The organism is Fusibacter ferrireducens (assembly GCF_015352425.1).
Taxonomy (GTDB): domain Bacteria; phylum Bacillota; class Clostridia; order Peptostreptococcales; family Acidaminobacteraceae; genus Fusibacter_A; species Fusibacter_A ferrireducens.
The window spans coordinates 187,975-205,117 of the sequence record NZ_JADKNH010000004.1; the positions used below are offsets into that span (position 1 = coordinate 187,975).

The 17,143-nt window shown below is 38.4% G+C and carries 17 protein-coding genes; 15 read left to right on the top strand and 2 right to left on the bottom strand.

Annotation, left to right across the window (positions count from 1 at the left end; all coding sequences use genetic code 11):
- Positions 1-34: 34 nt before the first annotated feature.
- The 3 genes from ISU02_RS07840 (at position 35) to ISU02_RS07850 (ending at position 3,190) form a co-directional block, all read left to right on the top strand.
- Positions 35-1,024 carry an aromatic ring-hydroxylating oxygenase subunit alpha gene (locus tag ISU02_RS07840; RefSeq protein WP_194701259.1) on the top strand — a complete coding sequence of 330 codons (990 nt, stop codon included), beginning with the start codon at positions 35-37 and terminating at the stop codon, positions 1,022-1,024.
- 243 nt (positions 1,025-1,267) lie between these two features.
- Positions 1,268-1,834 (top strand): sigma-70 family RNA polymerase sigma factor, encoded by a 567-nt coding sequence (locus tag ISU02_RS07845; RefSeq protein ID WP_194701260.1) that lies wholly within the window; start codon positions 1,268-1,270, stop codon positions 1,832-1,834.
- Entirely contained in the window at positions 1,835-3,190 is a 1,356-nt protein-coding gene (locus tag ISU02_RS07850) for a DUF4179 domain-containing protein (RefSeq protein ID WP_194701261.1), read from the top strand.
- A 124-nt stretch (positions 3,191-3,314) separates the two neighbouring features.
- On the opposite strand, the gene ISU02_RS07855 is transcribed toward ISU02_RS07850, so the two are convergent.
- A complete protein-coding gene (locus ISU02_RS07855; protein ID WP_194701262.1) occupies positions 3,315-3,488 on the bottom strand; it encodes a hypothetical protein in 174 nt (57 codons plus the stop codon).
- A gap of 572 nt (positions 3,489-4,060) precedes the next feature.
- Here ISU02_RS07855 and ISU02_RS07860 point away from each other — a divergent pair.
- Positions 4,061-4,906 carry a Cof-type HAD-IIB family hydrolase gene (locus tag ISU02_RS07860; protein ID WP_194701263.1) on the top strand — a complete coding sequence of 282 codons (846 nt, stop codon included), beginning with the start codon at positions 4,061-4,063 and terminating at the stop codon, positions 4,904-4,906.
- 22 nt (positions 4,907-4,928) lie between these two features.
- Here the strand turns inward: ISU02_RS07860 and ISU02_RS07865 are convergent, their stop codons facing one another.
- Entirely contained in the window at positions 4,929-6,155 is a 1,227-nt protein-coding gene (locus ISU02_RS07865; RefSeq protein ID WP_194701264.1) for an aminopeptidase, read from the bottom strand.
- Positions 6,156-6,632: 477 nt separating this feature from the next.
- On the opposite strand from ISU02_RS07865, the gene aroF reads away from it, so the two are divergent.
- From aroF to ISU02_RS07920, 11 genes are all read left to right on the top strand, one after another.
- A complete protein-coding gene (aroF, locus tag ISU02_RS07870) occupies positions 6,633-7,514 on the top strand; it encodes a 3-deoxy-7-phosphoheptulonate synthase (protein ID WP_194701265.1) in 882 nt (293 codons plus the stop codon).
- A 1-nt stretch (position 7,515) separates the two neighbouring features.
- On the top strand, positions 7,516-8,385 hold the full coding sequence (locus tag ISU02_RS07875) for a prephenate dehydrogenase (RefSeq protein ID WP_207736225.1): 870 nt from the start codon (positions 7,516-7,518) through the stop codon (positions 8,383-8,385).
- Positions 8,386-8,447: 62 nt separating this feature from the next.
- A complete protein-coding gene (aroB, locus tag ISU02_RS07880) occupies positions 8,448-9,509 on the top strand; it encodes a 3-dehydroquinate synthase (protein WP_194701267.1) in 1,062 nt (353 codons plus the stop codon).
- A gap of 12 nt (positions 9,510-9,521) precedes the next feature.
- The gene (gene aroA, locus ISU02_RS07885; protein ID WP_194701268.1) at positions 9,522-10,856 is read left to right on the top strand and encodes a 3-phosphoshikimate 1-carboxyvinyltransferase; all 1,335 of its coding nucleotides are present in this window, start codon (positions 9,522-9,524) and stop codon (positions 10,854-10,856) included.
- Positions 10,828-11,916, top strand: coding sequence for a chorismate synthase (gene aroC / locus ISU02_RS07890; RefSeq protein WP_194701269.1), 1,089 nt, complete (start codon positions 10,828-10,830; stop codon positions 11,914-11,916). Before aroA ends, aroC begins: the two co-directional genes overlap by 29 nt.
- Positions 11,909-12,730 carry a prephenate dehydratase gene (gene pheA / locus ISU02_RS07895; protein ID WP_194701270.1) on the top strand — a complete coding sequence of 274 codons (822 nt, stop codon included), beginning with the start codon at positions 11,909-11,911 and terminating at the stop codon, positions 12,728-12,730. The genes aroC and pheA overlap by 8 nt, the downstream gene beginning before the upstream one ends.
- Positions 12,727-13,500, top strand: coding sequence for a shikimate dehydrogenase family protein (locus tag ISU02_RS07900; protein WP_194701271.1), 774 nt, complete (start codon positions 12,727-12,729; stop codon positions 13,498-13,500). Before pheA ends, ISU02_RS07900 begins: the two co-directional genes overlap by 4 nt.
- A 208-nt stretch (positions 13,501-13,708) precedes the next feature.
- The gene (locus tag ISU02_RS07905; RefSeq protein ID WP_194701272.1) at positions 13,709-14,581 is read left to right on the top strand and encodes a branched-chain amino acid ABC transporter permease; all 873 of its coding nucleotides are present in this window, start codon (positions 13,709-13,711) and stop codon (positions 14,579-14,581) included.
- 8 nt (positions 14,582-14,589) lie between these two features.
- Complete coding sequence (locus tag ISU02_RS07910) at positions 14,590-15,591, top strand: branched-chain amino acid ABC transporter permease (RefSeq protein ID WP_194701273.1); 1,002 nt, start codon at positions 14,590-14,592, stop codon at positions 15,589-15,591.
- Entirely contained in the window at positions 15,569-16,360 is a 792-nt protein-coding gene (locus ISU02_RS07915) for an ABC transporter ATP-binding protein (protein ID WP_194701274.1), read from the top strand. The genes ISU02_RS07910 and ISU02_RS07915 overlap by 23 nt, the downstream gene beginning before the upstream one ends.
- Positions 16,347-17,066 (top strand): ABC transporter ATP-binding protein, encoded by a 720-nt coding sequence (locus ISU02_RS07920; protein ID WP_323985027.1) that lies wholly within the window; start codon positions 16,347-16,349, stop codon positions 17,064-17,066. The genes ISU02_RS07915 and ISU02_RS07920 overlap by 14 nt, the downstream gene beginning before the upstream one ends.
- The last annotated feature ends 77 nt before the right edge of the window (positions 17,067-17,143 follow it).

Sequence of the window (17,143 nt, forward strand, 5' to 3'; positions counted from 1 at the left end):
ACTTAAGTGAAATGGAAAGTTTAGGAGGTGTCTCATGATCCAAAATGAATGGTATGCAGTGTTAAGTGCACATGAAGTTCCTGATGGGAGGCCAATTACCGTTAAGAGATTGGGTGTAAAGTTAGTCGCTTTTAGGAATAAAGAAGGAAAAATTTGCATCTTAGAAGATCGATGCTGTCATAGGGGGGCATCTCTTGGATTGGGAGAAGTTCATGAGGGTTGCTTGGCGTGTCCCTTCCATGGGTTTGTCTATGACGAAAATGGCAAAGTGATCAAGATACCAGCAAATGGTTCGAATTTTAAAGTACCTGATGTCTATAAGGTTAAAAGTTACAGAACTCGTGAAATTGGCGGCATGGTTTACTTGTGGTGGGGATCGGATTTCTTTGAACCTGACTGTGAACCCGTTGTCTTTAAAGATTTATTAGGAGCAGATTATTCTTATAGTGAATTTAAGGATCAATGGTCTGTTCATTACACGAGAGCAATAGAAAATCAATTGGATGTGGTGCATTTACCCTTTGTGCATCGTACGACCATCGGTAGGGGGCAAAAAACTGTGATTCATGGCCCTGTGGTTGAATCAACCGATGATTATATGAAATTCTATGTAAAAGCAGATGTGGATAATGGACAAAATAGCCCCCTTAAACCCAGCGAAGTCAAAGATTTGGGAAATCTCAATGCACTTGAATTTCAACTTCCAAACCTGTGGCATAATATTATTTCAAATAAGCTGAGCATATTTGCGGCCTTTGTGCCGGTGGATGAAGAAAACACGGTGGTATACATAAGGTATTATCAGCGTTTTATAAAAGTGCCTGTGTTGAAGCAGCTCGTCAATAAGCTTGGGATTTGGCTGAGCATCATTATTTTGAGACAAGATAAACGCGTGGTACTCACACAAGAACCGAAATATTCCGAATACCGAATGCATGAGAGGCTGATACAAGGAGACTTACCTATTGTAGAATTCAGGAAGATGAGGGCAAAAAAAATCAATGAAGATGATAATATCTTATAAATTTTTAGAGGATCAATTTTAGAGTGTATAAAATAAGAGCATATAAGATCAGAATAAGAGCACATAAGATCAGAGCAGAATCAATGGGGATAAGTTGAGGCTTGCTCTTTTTGCGCGTTTGACACTTAAAAAAGGTTTCTATTTAAAAATTTTTCGTATAAAATAATAAAATCTGGATATAAAATAAAGCTTCAGTTCGACTTAATACATATAAGAGCTCTTATTGAGAGGAGAAATAATTTAATGAAAGTAAATGAACAGAATGTGATTTCACAGCTTAAAAAGAGAAATCCCAAAGCACTGGACTACATAGTTGATCAGTATGGTGGTCTAATCTATTCTATTGTATCGAAAACACTTTTAGAATTTAAAGGGAGTGGGCGTGTTGAAGAATGTATCAATGACGTTTTATTGGCGATCTGGGATAACATTTATAAATTCAATAAAACCAATAGCTTTAAAAGCTGGATCGCAGCTATTTCAAAGTATAAGGCGATAGATTATAGGCGTAGATTAATAAGAGAATTACACAATGAAGACTTAATGACACTGGACAATCCATCTGAGATTGGAAAAGAGGACTTAACTTCAAACCCTGTTTTAGAAAAAGAAACGCGGGCCGAGCTGATCCAATTGCTTTCTAATTTAAATCAAGAAGATCAAGAAATTTTTATCAGAAGATACTTTGAGGAAGAGAGCACAGGAGAAATCGCAGCTCATGTGGGCATGAATAGAGCGGCTGTAAATAACAGATTGAGCAGAGGGCGAAAGAAGCTTAAGTCAATTGTTTTTGGAGAGGTGAACAAATAGATGAAAGATATATATGAACTTCTTAATGAAGCCGAAATAGATTTAGATGAGTTTGAAGAAAATTCGCTAGATGAACTTTATAGAAAAAAGATTAAAAGAAGTGTACATGGGCAGATTAGAAGACGAAAAAGCCTATTTATTCAAGGTTCAAAAATCGCCGCTGTATTTTTGTGCATTGTATTCACTGCAACATTTATTTCTTTTAAAATAAATCCAACTTTTGCGACGAGCATCCCTGTGGTGGGGAGTATTATTAAAGATATAACAGGATATGGAAACGACCTCTTTGATCAATACACGGCAGTGATCAATAAGTCCTCAGAAAAAGAGGGCATCAAAATTACGCTTAATGAGGTAATGCTAGACAGTAACCAGCTTAGAATAGCAACCACAATAGAAAGTGAAAAGGCATACAATGAAACTTTTTATACGACACCTCCAACGGTATTTGTCAATGGTGGTATGCTGAGATCTTATAGCAGCAGTGGTGTTGGATCGTATAGGGATGCACATACCTTAGTGGATATTGCTACCATAGATGTGCATGACGTTAAAATCCCTTCACAAATTAATATGAAAATTGTATATGAAAATTTCTCATATCAAGATAACAATGGAGAGAACAAGGTGATAAAAGGGCCTTGGGTCTTTGACTTTGCCATTTCGAAGGCGGCTATTGAAAGCGAGACGATCACTTATAAGATCAATAAAAATATAACCTATAAGGATATAAAAATGTATTTTCAGGATATCACCATAACGCCTCTCACCACATATTTAAAATACAAATGTAAAGGAGAAAAGCCGCTGGAAATATTGATCGTGGATGACCGAGGCAATGCATTGGTAGAAGAAATGTCAGGGTATGGCACGGGCAGTTTAATAGATGCTCTCTTTAAAAAGAACAGAGGTGAGGTCAATTTTTCGGCAGTGCAAGAAGGCGTTAAAGCACTCACTTTGATACCTTATTATGAGAAAAGAAGAATGGGTCAAAGCCCAAGGACAGAACCTCTAAAATATGAAGGCAAATTGCCTCTGGTATTAAAGCCTGACGCTGAAAATGTACTTACCATTAACAGTGTGGAACGACGAGACGGTAAAGTGTATGTGGCCTTTACAACAGAGGGCATCTTGTATGATATTTACAGGTATAGGCTGTACTTATACAATGACCAAAATGAAGTGCTGGAGCAAAGCATAGAATCGGATGGCTTTTACAGTGATGAAAGCCGTGATGGTATTTTGACACTGGTCTTTGAAGATGATCCAAAGAGCGCACTTTATTTTGCAACAGATACAATGGCAGACATAGAGGTAATCAAAGATGCTTCATTTACGATTAAATTGGAGCCTTAGATTTAAAAGGATAACCCTAGATCGATAAAAAATTTTAATTAGCAATTGCAAACTAAAAAACTCTAAACCACTGAAGTTTAGAGTTTTTTAGCTTAAAAGAGCTAGATTGATGGGATCTAGCTCTCTAATCATCAAGATAGGAAGTTAAGTTATTTAAACCTGCACCAAAATAGTTGGCAGAAGGTTTTAGATAGTCATATGAGGATGTATCCTCTCTCTCAAATGCTACAATCTTACCTGAAACTTGTTGAATGGTTTCAGGTTCATTATTTTTGACAGTGCCAGTTTCTAGTTTCATAATAAGACCTCCATAATTTATAGTTGGATTAATCATTTGAGCAGTATATTTATTCTTATTTCAGCATAAATATGCAATTTTGGGTATAAAAAACCTCATCCATATTTACAATAGGACAAGGCAAATTGCGGAACCACTTATTTATACTAAAGTCTTTAACGGAACTACCCAAAATAATTGTTGAATTTGCAACCATCGTGGTTAAAATTCTGATTGCAAAGTGTCGGTATATTTATACCAGACGGTTATATTAATAGGTATTATAGCAAGAGATGAATCATCTGTCAATACAAATTGTGAGAAAATTTAAAAAAAACTAATAATTTAAATTGAGAATCGTATGTTGGACTAAAGTGTTGCTAAGTGGAGGATTTTAAAAAGTTCATGGTTAGAGGCCTTTAAGTATCCTAACTTTAAATATCATAAATAGAAACGTTCAAGAAAATATAACATTTCCTTGATTGAATTATAAAGTTATTTTAGTTATACTAACTTTAGTTGTACGATATGCATACTCTTATGGTATGCATAATTGTAAGAGACATATATCTGTAGAAGGAGGTGAATATTTTATGGAGAACAACAAGAAAATCAAGGCAGTTATTTCTGATTTAGATGGAACACTTTTAAATCAATATCACACATTGAGTGAGTTGAGTAAAGAAACCATTAAAGCGTTAAAGACGCATGATGTACAGTTTCTGATTGCAACTGGCCGACATCACTGTGATGCAAAGAATATAAGAGAACGATTGGATGTAGATGCTTTTATTATTGCTGCCAATGGTGCTACCGTTCTAAATCCAGCGGGTGAAATCATTCATCAGGCGGTGATGAACCCCGAAGTTGTTGCACAATTGCTGTCGATGGAAATTGAAGCAGGTGTTTTTAAAAACATCTATCAAGAGGATCGATGGATGGTGGAAACGATTGACCGTGTTTTTGAAGACTATCATCAAGAAGGTGATTTTGTCTATACTCTTTGTAAGTTTGAAGAGCAGCTTTCTAAGCCAATCAACAAAGTATTTTTTACATCCAGAGATCACTCGCTTTTGATACCAATTGAAAAACAAGTGCTTGAGCGCTATGGCGAGCATGTGGATGTGGCTTTTTCTGTGCCAGAATGTCTTGAAGTTATGCCTAAAGGCACTAATAAAGGCCAGGCACTCATTGAGACATTAAAACATTTGGGGATTACATTAGATGAAAGTGTTGCCTTTGGAGACGGCATGAACGATTTTGAGATGCTGAGTGTTGTGGGCACGGGTTACCTCATGGCAAATGCCAATGAACAGCTTAAAAAGCGATTGCCTAATAATCCGCAAGTGGGACATCATTCAGAAGACGCTGTGGCAAAAAAGATCATTGAACTATTTTCAATTGAATCCGTAAAAAAAGACCCTTTAAGTGCTTCATGAGAACTTAATAGGGTCTTTCATTTTATGCCCAATCTCCGTTTTTGAAAATTTGAATTTTTTCACCTTCATGAGTGGTTGCGGTGATGTTAAGCGCTTTAGAGCCCACCATGAAATCCACATGGATTAAGCTATAATTGCCACCGAGTTTTTCTAAATTTTGTGGCGAAACATCCATACCGCCTTTAATTGTGGTTGGATACGCACGACCAAGTGCGAAATGACAAGTGGCGTTTTCATCAAACAGTGTGTTGTAGAATATTTTACCACTTTGATAAATGGGACTGGTAATAGGCACGAGAGCAACTTCACCAAGATAGCGTGCACCCTCGTCAGTGTCAAGCAAGGCCTCTAATGTCTCATAGCCTTTATCGGCAGTGAATTCTACAATTTTCCCATCTTTAAAGGTAAATGCAAAATTTTCAATAAGGACACCATTGTGGCTCAAGGGCATGGTAGCTTTGAGCGTCCCGTTAACACCCAACTTATTGGGTGCAGAGAAGACCTCTTCAGTTGGGAGATTAGGGACATAATAGGCGTTGTTTAAGGTGTTGACACTGCCGCCGCCTTCAAATACATAACCATCAGGAAGTGCCACGGTTAAATTCGTACCAGGTGCATCATAGTGTAATGACTTGATCTTCAGCTGATTGAGGTAATCGACTTTCTCTTGAAGCGTCTTCACGTGTGATTCCCATGCCGCAACAGGATCTGAAGTATCAATGCGGTTTACTTTATAAATCAATTGCCATAGAGCTTCTATGCCCGCTGCCTCTGACAATTCTGGGAAGACTTTTTGTGCCCACTCTGGTGAAGGGACCGCGATCACGAGCCAGCTCACACCTCCTTTGCTGAATATTTCACGATACTTTGAAATGCCTACAGCAGTACTTTTGTTAACACGAGCAATTTTAATCGGATCGACATTTGCAAGTAAGTCGGGATTAGGAGCCAAAACCGAAATGACGCAGGCGCCATCTTGTGCATAGCCTTCCATGTAATGGGCTCTCCAAGCTGGAAAATAGTCAAGGTGTTCGTCGTCTGAGTACAAATAGCGCATCTTATTTTGCAGTTCATCATGGTATTCGCATTTAACGATACTTGCTCCAGAGCGATAAGCTACTTCCGTAAGTGCTCTGACATATTCAAGTGCCGTCACAGGTGCGTTGATGATTAGAGGTTGTCCCGGTTGTAGATTTACACCTACTCTGATGGCAACTTCAGCGTATTTTTTTAAAAGATTTATAGTCATAGAGCCTCCATAAAATTTATTTTATATGTCTATATTATCATGTTTAATTTGAGTTGAGTTGAATTATTTTGGAATGTGAAACACAATTACGAAAAAATTGGCAGTCAAAAAAATTGAAAGTAAATTTCAAAAAAGCTGTTGACAGGAACTTTGAGAGTGTTATAATCAATCTCAAATCAACATGAACTATTTGGGAGCAATCTCATCAATTATGAAAGCGGTGTTGTTATGTTATCTTCGAAAAAATTCCTTAAAAACAATACATTTTACTTTTATTACGGTTGGAGCTATTTTTACTTTAGCGCTGACTATTTGTATTGCAATGGAATATTGAAGAAAAACCTAATGAGTTTAGGAACGGCATAGCACTACACACATGCTGGAATTAACAACCAAGAACTAGTAGAGACTCATAGGAGTCTCTTTTTTTTATGTTAGTAGAAGCAAACTGTTAGATTATACCAAGGAGGTAATGAGATGGTAAGTGCCATTCAGAAAGAACAAAGAGAACAAGAAATTATCGAAATGATTGCGAGAATTAAAGAACCTTTTAAAATGGCAAGTAGAGCATATAAAGGCGTTGATTCAGTAGTTACCGTAGAAGGCAGAAGTATTGGTAATGGTCACTTTGCAGTAATCGCTGGACCGTGTTCTGTGGAAAGTCATTCGCAAATTATTGATATCGCCAAATCCATTGATGGTTCGGGTGCTAAGTTTTTAAGAGGTGGTGCATTTAAGCCGAGAACATCTCCTTACGATTTCCAAGGTCTCCAAGGTGAAGGATTAGAACTTTTAAGAGCGGCTAAGAAGGCAACTGGGTTGCCGGTGGTTACAGAAATCATGTCAGTAAAGCAACTTGAAGACTACGCAGATATCATTGATGTGATTCAAATTGGTGCGAGAAATATGCAGAATTTTGATCTACTAAAAGCGGCAGGTAAAATCAATAAACCGGTACTTCTCAAAAGAGGCATGTCAGCTACGATAGAAGAATTCCTGATGGCATCAGAATACATTTTAGCCGGAGGCAATCAACAAGTGATTTTATGTGAGCGTGGCATCAGAACTTTTGAAAAATACACGAGAAATACTTTGGATTTAAGTGCAGTACCTGTGATTAAAAGATTTTCTCACTTACCAGTGGTTATTGATCCATCACATGCAACAGGTGATGCAAGGTATGTTGAATCCATGTCGCTTGCGGCAGTGGCAGCAGGTGCAGATGGTTTGATGATTGAAGTTCACAATAATCCTGAAAAAGCCGTGTCTGATGGCAAGCAGTCATTAACACCAGAGGCGTTTAGAGCATTGATGGTTAAAGTGGAACAAATTGCAGAAATTACAGGAAAGATGATGTGATATGAATATGAATTCAGTGAAAATACAAAGGGGGAATCCAATTGGGGTATCAGTTGCAATAATCGGGTTAGGTTTAATCGGAGGTTCTTTAGCAAAATCAGTTAGAACCCATACAGATCATCATATTATAGGTTTTGATGTTCAGAGAGATGTGATGATGTCAGCATTATCAGAAGGTGTGATAGATGAAGCACCTGAATCTATAGAAGAAACACTTGGCAAAAGTGATATCGTATTTTTATGTCTTTATCCATTTGAAACCGTTGAATTCGTTAAACAACACTACAATAATTTCAAAGAAGGTTCAATTGTCACAGATACAGCAGGTCTGAAAGAGGATATTGTCAAATTTTACAGCAAACTCACTCATAATGAAAAGGGCGTGGATTTTGTAGGTGGACATCCCATTGCAGGTAGTGAAAAGTCAGGTTTTTCAAACTCATCAGATCGTCTATTTATAAATGCATCTTACGTTTTAACGCCTCATAGAGGCAATCGAGAATCTTCAATTGCACAGTTGACTACTTTGATTCAGCAGATTGGATTTGGTTCTGTAACTTGTATGGAAGCAAAGGCACACGATGAAATGATTGCATACACAAGTCATTTGCCACATATTATTGCATCCCTTCTTTTAAAAAACAAGCCAAATGATTCTATTAACTCACTTGTGGGGGGGAGCTTTAGAGATGCCACAAGAGTAGGACATATGAATACGGCACTTTGGACAGAGCTTTTAATGTGCAATCAATCCAATGTCATTAAGATTTTGGAATCTTTTGAAACTGAAATCAAGGCGGTGCAATTAGCACTTAAAAATCAAAGTATGGATGATTTAAGCGGTCTTATAAATTTAAATGGTATTCGATAATCTGGGACTCGGAGCGTTTAGAAGCAATTATTTCACTGAATAAAAAATAAGGAGTCCATAGTATGGCTAGAAGCATTACGGTTACAACACCTCAGACAGAATATGATATCACCATTGATGCTGGGTGGATTGATACACAGAAATTAAATGAAATTATTCAAAATCGAAAGTACCTAATTGTGACAGATGAAACAGTCTATTCACATTATGAAGAACTCTTAAATCCGTTTGAATGTGTGGTCCTTCCTGTGGGAGAAGGTACGAAAAGCCTTAAGTACTTTGAAAAGGTCATCGATATGCTACAAGATAAGCAATTTAATCGGTCTAGTGTATTGATTGCCTTTGGTGGTGGTGTCATAGGCGATCTTACGGGTTATGTGGCTGCGTCTTATATGAGAGGCATTCATTTCGTTCAAATTCCAACGACAATGTTGGCTATGGTCGATAGCAGTGTTGGCGGAAAAGTCGCTATAAATCATACCAGCGCAAAAAACTTGATTGGTGCATTTTACCAACCTGAAGCGGTCTATATTGACATTCATTTTTTAAAAACATTGCCTAAGAAAATACTTTCTGATGGCATGGCAGAAGTCATCAAATATGGATTGGGTTTTGACGATCATCTTTTTGATAAGTTGGAAACTTTGAACTTAGATCAGTTGAATGATTCAGAGCATGAAAAAACTGTACTGGATATTGTTGAGACTTGTTGTCGAATCAAAGCTCAGATTGTACATGAAGATGAAAGAGATGTTGCTATGAGGCAATTGCTCAATTTAGGGCATACCATAGGACATGCCATTGAGCAATTCTATCAGTATAAAAAATATACGCACGGACAGGCAATCGCCATCGGCATGGTGGTAAAGAGCAAAATTGCCCTTTTGGAAAAGAGAATTGATCAACAGACCTGTGAACGCATAGAAAATTTATTTGAGCAGTATCATTTACCTCTTGAACTGGATGATCCTAAAATGTTTTCTACTATATTAGAAGCCATTCACCTGGATAAAAAATCAACGGGATCTCAAATCAAATGGATTTGTGTGGATGCCATTGGAAAGTGTAGAATAGAGGGGACACAATACGAAGAAATTGTTCGAAAAATTAAAAATATAGAATAGGGAATGTGAAAGATGAAGAAAAACAGCATAATAATCGAACCTAAAAAATTAGCTGGCAAGGTTAATGTACCGCCATCAAAGAGCTTAAGTCACAGAGGTATTATGTGTGCAGGTTTATCAGAAGATATCTCTGTGGTGGATAATTTGATTTATTCAGATGATATTGTCACCACCATTGAAGCGATGAAGCAATTTGGAATGCAAGTTTTAAGTGAAGAAAAAGTGGGAGAGCGTTACCGCTTGACGTTACAAAACAAATCTATTTCGAAACTCAAAGAACAAAATTATAAAATGATCTCTGAACCCATGACGGTTCATTGTAGCGAATCTGGAACGACAATTAGATTTTTAATGCCGTTCTTTACTTTATCCAGCGCACCCATGACTTTTACGGGTAAAGGTAGATTAGGTGAGAGGCCATATGAAACATTTTATAAGATTTTACGAAGTCAAAATATTTCATATGAGACAACAGGCGGTTTTCTGCCTGTAACGATAAACGGCACTTTAAGACCAGATCGTTTCCAAATGGCAGGTAACGTGAGTTCTCAGTTTATCAGTGGTTTAATGCTCATTTTGCCACTTTTGGGAGAGACCTCTAAGATTGAGCTCACAACGCCACTTGAGTCCAAGGGGTACGTGGACTTAACTCTGGATACCAGTAGACAATTTGGTGTTTCTGTGGAGATGCCAGATGCTCAAACCTTTGTGATAAATGGCAATCAATACTATAAAGGAACGACCTACACTGTGGAAGGCGATTACTCGCAAGCGGCATTTTGGCTTGTGGCAGGTAGTCTTGGCAATGACGTTATTCTCGAAGGTATGCAAAAGACATCGCTACAGGGTGATCATGCTATTTTAGAGATCGTTGAAAGACTCGGTGGTAAAATAACATGGCAAACTGAGGGTGTTAAGTCCACAGAATCGCCGTTAGCTACTGCTGTAGTAGATGCGTCTCAGTGTCCAGATCTTGTGCCTGTATTAACTGTTTTGCTCAGTATGGGCAATGGCACCTCTGAAATTACCAATGCAGGCAGATTGCGTATCAAAGAATCGGATCGACTGAAGGCGATTTGCACCGAACTCAATAAAATGGGCGGTCAAGTGGAGGAACTCGAAGAGGGCTTAAAGATAAAAGGTGTTCAGGGTTTTAGAGGCGCAGTTGTAGATTCGTGGAATGATCACAGAATTGCAATGGCTCTTGCAATAGCAGCAACAAGGGCAGATGGACCAGTTGAAATCACTGGGTTCGAGGCAGTTAAAAAATCTTATCCAATGTTCTGGGTGGATTATGAGAAATTAGGAGGTGTGATTCATGGGGAGTCAGATTGGCGAAATCTTTAAAATATCCATATTTGGTGAATCACATGGTACTGCAATAGGTTGTGTGATCGAAGGGATTCCTGCAGGCACAAAACTCGACTTAGACTTGATTCGTAAAAGAATGGCTCAACGTAAACCGGGGCAAGGCTCTTTTACAACACCGAGACAAGAAGGTGATCGTTTTGAAATTTTAAGTGGTTTTTTTAACGATCACACCACTGGAACCCCATTATGCATGATGATCAAAAATCATGATACAAGATCTAAGGACTATGAAAAGACGAAATCGCTTTTGCGGCCTTCTCATGCAGATTACACAGGTGCCATAAAATGGCACGGTGCAAATGATTTTCGTGGTGGTGGGCATTTCTCAGCTCGTCTGACGGCACCTTTAGTCTTTGCAGGTGCCATAGCTGAACAACTTCTCAGTGAACAAAATATTAAAATTATATCTCAAGTAGCATCTGTGGGTACGGTTACCTGCAAGAGTCTTACAGACTATACAGATATAGAACCCTTGTTAAATCAATTTGATGAGACACCACTTTTGATTCATTCAGATTATGAGGCCTCAGTTCTTGAAGAGATTGAAAATGCTCGAAATGCGCTGGATTCGGTGGGTGGTGTAGTGGAAACGCTGGTGTTGAATATGCCTGTTGGTGTTGGAAATCCAATGTTTGATACGATAGAGAGCGAACTTTCATATGGGTTGTTCGGCATTCCTGCGGTAAAAGGCGTGAGCTTTGGAAAGGGCTTTGATATTTCTAAGATGAGGGGATCAGAGGCAAATGATGCGTTTATAATGGAGGAAGATATGATTAAGACCAAAACCAATCATAATGGTGGTATCAATGGCGGGATCAGCAATGGTATGCCAATTTGGTTTAGATGTGCTTTCAAGCCAACACCATCCATTGCAAAACCTCAAGATACTGTGAACTTGGAAACTTTAAAAGAAGAAAAACTTGAAATTGTAGGGAGACATGATCCCTGTGTAGCACTTAGAGGTGCAGTGGTGGTCAAAGCCGTTACGGCTATTAAAATTTATGACCTTATAAGAAAGGAGATGTCAAATGGCTAAAATTGCATTACAGGGCATTGAGGGCTCATATAGCTATGAGGCAATGCTTCAATTATATGGTCCAAAACCGTATACTTGTTATGATACTTTTGAGGAGGTCTTTGAGTCCGTGATAACAGGACAAAGTCAATTGGGGATTCTTCCCATTGAGAATTCGTCCACAGGGAGCATTTCAGCGGTGTATGATTTGCTCAATCAATACGATTTGCAAATCGTTGCAGAAACGACGCTTCGCATTAAACATAATTTGATGGCAACAGAACCTGTTCAACTCAGTGAGATAGATGTCGTTTATTCGCATCAGCAAGGTTTTGATCAATGTCAAACTTTCTTTAAAAAGTATGGTGACATGCACCGAATTCCATTTAAAAATACGGCACTTAGTGCACAAAAAGTAGCTCAAGAAAAAAAGAGAAATCAAGCAGCTGTGGCAAGTACGCTTGCTGCAAAGCAATTTGGTCTCCATATAATAGAAGAAAACATCAATGATCAAGTCAACAACTTTACAAGATTTATCATAGTGAGCAAAGAAACGGTGTTGAATTCAAAGGCAAATAAAGTATCATTTCAATCAGTAGTAAGTCATACACCGGGATCGCTTTATAAAATGCTCAGCTGTTTTGAAACTGAACATATCAATTTGCTCAAAATCGAATCTAGACCCATTAGAAATAAAACTTGGGAATATACTTTTTATATTGATTTTGAAGGCAATCTTGAGAATGAGGCTACGCTTAGAGTGCTGGATCATATCAAACATTATTCAAATGCATTTAAGCTGTTGGGAAACTATAAGATGGGGGAACCTGTATGAAGCGATTTGGATTGCTTGGAAAGGGCATTACCTACAGCTTGTCTCCAAGGATTCACACCCATGTCTATGAAGATCTCGATTTGGATTGTGATTATAAGATTGTGGATGGTATCCTTGAAGAACAACTGACATCACTTAAGCAATTGGATGGTTTCAATGTTACCATTCCATATAAACAAGAGATTATCCCTTATCTCACTGCGCAAGATGACGCTTCTCGAAAGATCGGTGCCGTGAACACAGTGGTCCAGAGAGAGGGTAAATGGTTTGGATACAATACTGATTATCACGGTTTTAAAGAAACCGTGTCTGCACTTCCTATTAAGACGCTAAAAAGCGCTATTATTTTAGGGACTGGTGGTGCTGCTAAGGCTGTTTATCATGTGCTCAAAGAGTTAGGCGTTCAAGATATTTGGGTTGTTTCGAGGCAACCACATACCATTTTTGAAGATGAACACTGTATTACTTATGAAACGCTAGAAAATACAGGGATTCAAAGTGATATGCTTATAAATTGTACACCTGTGGGGAGAGATGGAGATTCACCTGTAAGTGAGCAAGTGATCAAGCGTCAAGGTAGCGTTGTGGATCTCATTTATGCACCACCAATGACGACAATCTTGAAATGGGCTGAGAGCTTTCAAATTCCACAGGCAAATGGCCTGATGATGTTGGTTGTCCAAGCCTTGTATGCGGATAAATTATGGTTTCCAGAGATACCTGTTGATATACGAAAACTTTATCAAGATATTAGGATGGTTTTAGAGTAGATGTTCATTCTTTGTACAGAAATTTGTACAAAGAATGAACATTTCTTTTTTTGTGTACTAGTCTGTTTTTGGAGTGTGATTGTGATCAAGTCGTGTAAGTGTTGGAAAAACTAATTTAAAGGCTGGTATTCGGATCACTTTTTTAGAAAGTTGAATTGGCATTATATTTGCAACTAACTATTATCACATTGCATTAAGGAGGGGAAGAATGACATTATTTTTTCAAAATATCGTGGGAGGCATGCAATCAGCGAGTATGTATGGTCTTGCAGCATTAGGTCTTGTACTTATCTATAAGACAACTGGTGTCATCAACTTTGCTCAAGGTGAGCTTGGAATGTTCCACGCATTTGTTGCAGCTGCACTTTTAGCCGCAGGTGTTCCTGTGGGGTTAGCAGTTTTAGTGACATTACTGATAGCAGGTGCTGTTGGTTTCTTAATTGAATGGGGCATCATGCGCCATGCGATTAAAATTGATGCACTCGGTAAAATGATCATGACCATGGGGCTGGTTATGGTTGCACAGGGATTGGCACCTATGTTATTTGGGAACAATCCACTTTATTTTCCAAAATTACTTGGAGGCGATCCAATTATGATTTTGGGAATCTCTATACTGCCCAATACACTTTTAATTATCACCATCACATTGACCATCATGGGTATTCTCTTCTATATTTTACAAAAAACTAGATGGGGACTTGCCATTAGAGTTACTGCAGAAAATGTAAACACAGCTAGACTCATGGGCATTCCAACACAGAAGGTTTCTCTTGTGATCTGGATGATGGGAACTGTCTTAGGTGCGCTTGCAGCGATTATGGTAGCACCGTTGACAACGGTTAATGTCTCGATGATGGCTGATATTCATCTCAAGTCATTTATCTCTGCAGTTTTAGGGGGATTTGCAACCTTCTATGGACCAGTAGTGGGTGCGTTTATTATTGGAATGCTCAACAATATTATTGGATTTTATATTTCTTCAAAATGGGCAACAGCAATTTTATATTTTTTCATACTCATTGTCTTAGTCCTGAAACCAACTGGGTTGTTTGGTAAAAAATTCATTAAGAAAGTGTAGGTGTCCGTGTGCAGTTATTAAAAAGAAAACCTTTACAATACAGTTTATTTGGCATTATTGCCATTATCTTACCAATGCTACTAAATGCAAAGGGCTCCACTTATACATTGCTTGCCTCCATAGGCATTATCTCCATTGCAGCTCTTGGTTTTAACATCTTACTCGGTTATTCGGGGCAGATTTCATTAGGTCATGGGGCTTTCATGGGAATGGGTGCTTATATGTCAGCGTACTTAGTCGCAAGGATGGAATTGCCCTTTATTGTGGGGCTTGTCATGGCAGCGATTGTGCCATTGCTTGTGGGTTTTGTACTTGGTCTTATTGCCTTAAGGCTTGAAGGCCATTACCTTGCCATTGCAACGTTGGGATTTGCAGTGGTTATCGAGGAAATATTTGCAGAGTTTTCAGATTTCACAGGTGGTTGGTCGGGAACAAAAGCAGGATTTCCCGTGATCTTCGGCTATAAATTCAGCAAGGAATCTGTTTATGTTCTAGTAATTCTCGTTCTGGTCGGGTTGATGATTGCCACGTATAATTTTATGAAATCATCAACAGGTAGAGCACTTATTGCTATGAAGAAAAGTGAACACGCGGCACAGGCCATGGGCGTCAGTTTGTTTAAGTACAAATTGCTGGCATTTTCATTGAGTACCATGTATGCAGGGATTGCAGGGAGTCTCTATATCCACTTCTTCAGGTTCTGTGAACCCAAATTATGGGGGATCGCCTTATCACTTGACTTGCTTGCAAGTGTAGTCATCGGAGGTATTGGCACCATAGGCGGTGCTGTGGTAGGGGTCGCTTTTTTAAAACTTCTACCAACCTTTTTGCAGGGCTTGCCAATCCTTGGAGATATAGATGGTCTTGCGTTCGTATTGACAGGTGTGAGTATCATCATCTTTATCATGTTTTATCCTAAAGGCCTTATCAACATCCCAAATGATATCTACGTACGGTTTATGAAGAGAGGAAAAGAAGGAGGTAAGGATGGCATCCGTGTTGAAGATTGATAATCTCTCTATTAGTTTTGGAGGGTTAAAAGCAGTAGATAACCTCAGTTTTGAAATCGAAGATAAAATGATTTATGGTCTTATTGGACCAAATGGTGCAGGTAAAACCACAGTATTTAACTGTATCACTAAATTCTATACGCCAAATCAGGGCAGTGTGAAGTTCAAGACAATTGAAGATAAAGTCGTTGAACTAATGGATTACAAAGTACATGAAATCGTGAATTTAGGACTTGTGAGAACTTTTCAAAATGTGGAGCTCATCAAGGACTTGTCCATTATCGATAACCTTTTAATTGGAGCACATTCTCAGTATAAATCAACTGTTATAGCACAAGCATTTATGTTAAAAAAAGCGCGTAATGAAGAAAAACTTATGCGTGAAAAGGCCATGAATATTCTAAAAGATTTGGGTCTCGAAGATAAAGCAGAGGAGATTGCAGGTTCTCAGCCTTATGGTGTGCTTAAAAATGTAGAACTTGCCAGAACACTGATGAGTGATCCTAAACTCATCATTATTGATGAACCGGCTGCTGGATTAAATGAAACTGAAACAGAGGCACTTGCAATTATGATCCGAAAGATTAGAGATACTTATCACTGTGCAATCCTTATGGTTGAGCACGATATGGGACTTGTTATGAATACTTGCGAACGTATTTGTGCGATCAATTTCGGTAAGAAATTGGCAGAGGGAACACCTGATGAGATCAAAAAAAATAAGGATGTTCAAGAAGCATATCTTGGAAAGGAGGATGACATTGCTTAGACTTGAGGGATTAAAGGCTTCTTATGGAAGTATTATGGCAGTTAAAGGCATAGACATTCATATTCCAGAAGGTAAAATTGTGGCGCTTCTTGGCTCAAACGGTGCGGGTAAGACATCTACACTGAAAGCAATTTCTGGCGTTTTGCCAGTGGATCAGGGCAGAATTGAATTTAAAGGGGAATCTCTTTTAAACTTGAAACCTGAAAAAATAGCACAAAAGGGCATCGTTCAATCCCCTGAAGGCAGACAAATTTTTGTCTCTCTGACAGTGGCGGAAAATTTAAGAGTAGGCGCATTTAATGAACGCCGTAAAGATATTATTCAAAAAAGGCTCAAGTTTGTCTATGATATATTTCCAAGACTATTAGAGAGGCAAAATCAAGTGGCGGGAACGCTCTCTGGTGGTGAACAACAAATGCTTGCCATTGGAAGGGCGCTTATGGCGAATCCAGAAGTACTTTTGCTAGATGAACCCTCACTTGGACTGGCGCCATTAATTGTAAAAGATATCTTTAGCATTATTGAGCGATTAAATCAACAAGGGGTCACTATTTTGATTGTAGAGCAAAATGCACTACAAACGTTAAAAATTGCAGATTATGCTTATGTTTTAGAGACGGGTAGAGTAATCATGCAAGGTAAGGGTTCGGATTTACTCCAAGATGAGCGTGTTATTGAAGCTTATCTAGGTGGGAATAAATCTTAGTTAGAGTGTCTATAGTCAAAAGTGTAATAACCCCCTAGCCTCTGACGTCGTTTACTGGAAGTACACGATATAGCTTA

Bases quoted from the DNA above. Each gene is read 5' to 3' on its own strand.
- ISU02_RS07840 (WP_194701259.1), top strand. From the start codon at position 35: ATGATCCAAAATGAATGGTATGCAGTGTTAAGTGCACATGAAGTTCCT.
- ISU02_RS07845 (WP_194701260.1), top strand. From the start codon at position 1,268: ATGAAAGTAAATGAACAGAATGTGATTTCACAGCTTAAAAAGAGAAAT.
- ISU02_RS07850 (WP_194701261.1), top strand. From the start codon at position 1,835: ATGAAAGATATATATGAACTTCTTAATGAAGCCGAAATAGATTTAGAT.
- ISU02_RS07855 (WP_194701262.1), bottom strand. From the start codon at position 3,488: ATGAAACTAGAAACTGGCACTGTCAAAAATAATGAACCTGAAACCATT.
- ISU02_RS07860 (WP_194701263.1), top strand. From the start codon at position 4,061: ATGGAGAACAACAAGAAAATCAAGGCAGTTATTTCTGATTTAGATGGA.
- ISU02_RS07865 (WP_194701264.1), bottom strand. From the start codon at position 6,155: ATGACTATAAATCTTTTAAAAAAATACGCTGAAGTTGCCATCAGAGTA.
- aroF (WP_194701265.1), top strand. From the start codon at position 6,633: ATGGTAAGTGCCATTCAGAAAGAACAAAGAGAACAAGAAATTATCGAA.
- ISU02_RS07875 (WP_207736225.1), top strand. From the start codon at position 7,516: ATGAATATGAATTCAGTGAAAATACAAAGGGGGAATCCAATTGGGGTA.
- aroB (WP_194701267.1), top strand. From the start codon at position 8,448: ATGGCTAGAAGCATTACGGTTACAACACCTCAGACAGAATATGATATC.
- aroA (WP_194701268.1), top strand. From the start codon at position 9,522: ATGAAGAAAAACAGCATAATAATCGAACCTAAAAAATTAGCTGGCAAG.
- aroC (WP_194701269.1), top strand. From the start codon at position 10,828: ATGGGGAGTCAGATTGGCGAAATCTTTAAAATATCCATATTTGGTGAA.
- pheA (WP_194701270.1), top strand. From the start codon at position 11,909: ATGGCTAAAATTGCATTACAGGGCATTGAGGGCTCATATAGCTATGAG.
- ISU02_RS07900 (WP_194701271.1), top strand. From the start codon at position 12,727: ATGAAGCGATTTGGATTGCTTGGAAAGGGCATTACCTACAGCTTGTCT.
- ISU02_RS07905 (WP_194701272.1), top strand. From the start codon at position 13,709: ATGACATTATTTTTTCAAAATATCGTGGGAGGCATGCAATCAGCGAGT.
- ISU02_RS07915 (WP_194701274.1), top strand. From the start codon at position 15,569: ATGGCATCCGTGTTGAAGATTGATAATCTCTCTATTAGTTTTGGAGGG.
- ISU02_RS07920 (WP_323985027.1), top strand. From the start codon at position 16,347: ATGACATTGCTTAGACTTGAGGGATTAAAGGCTTCTTATGGAAGTATT.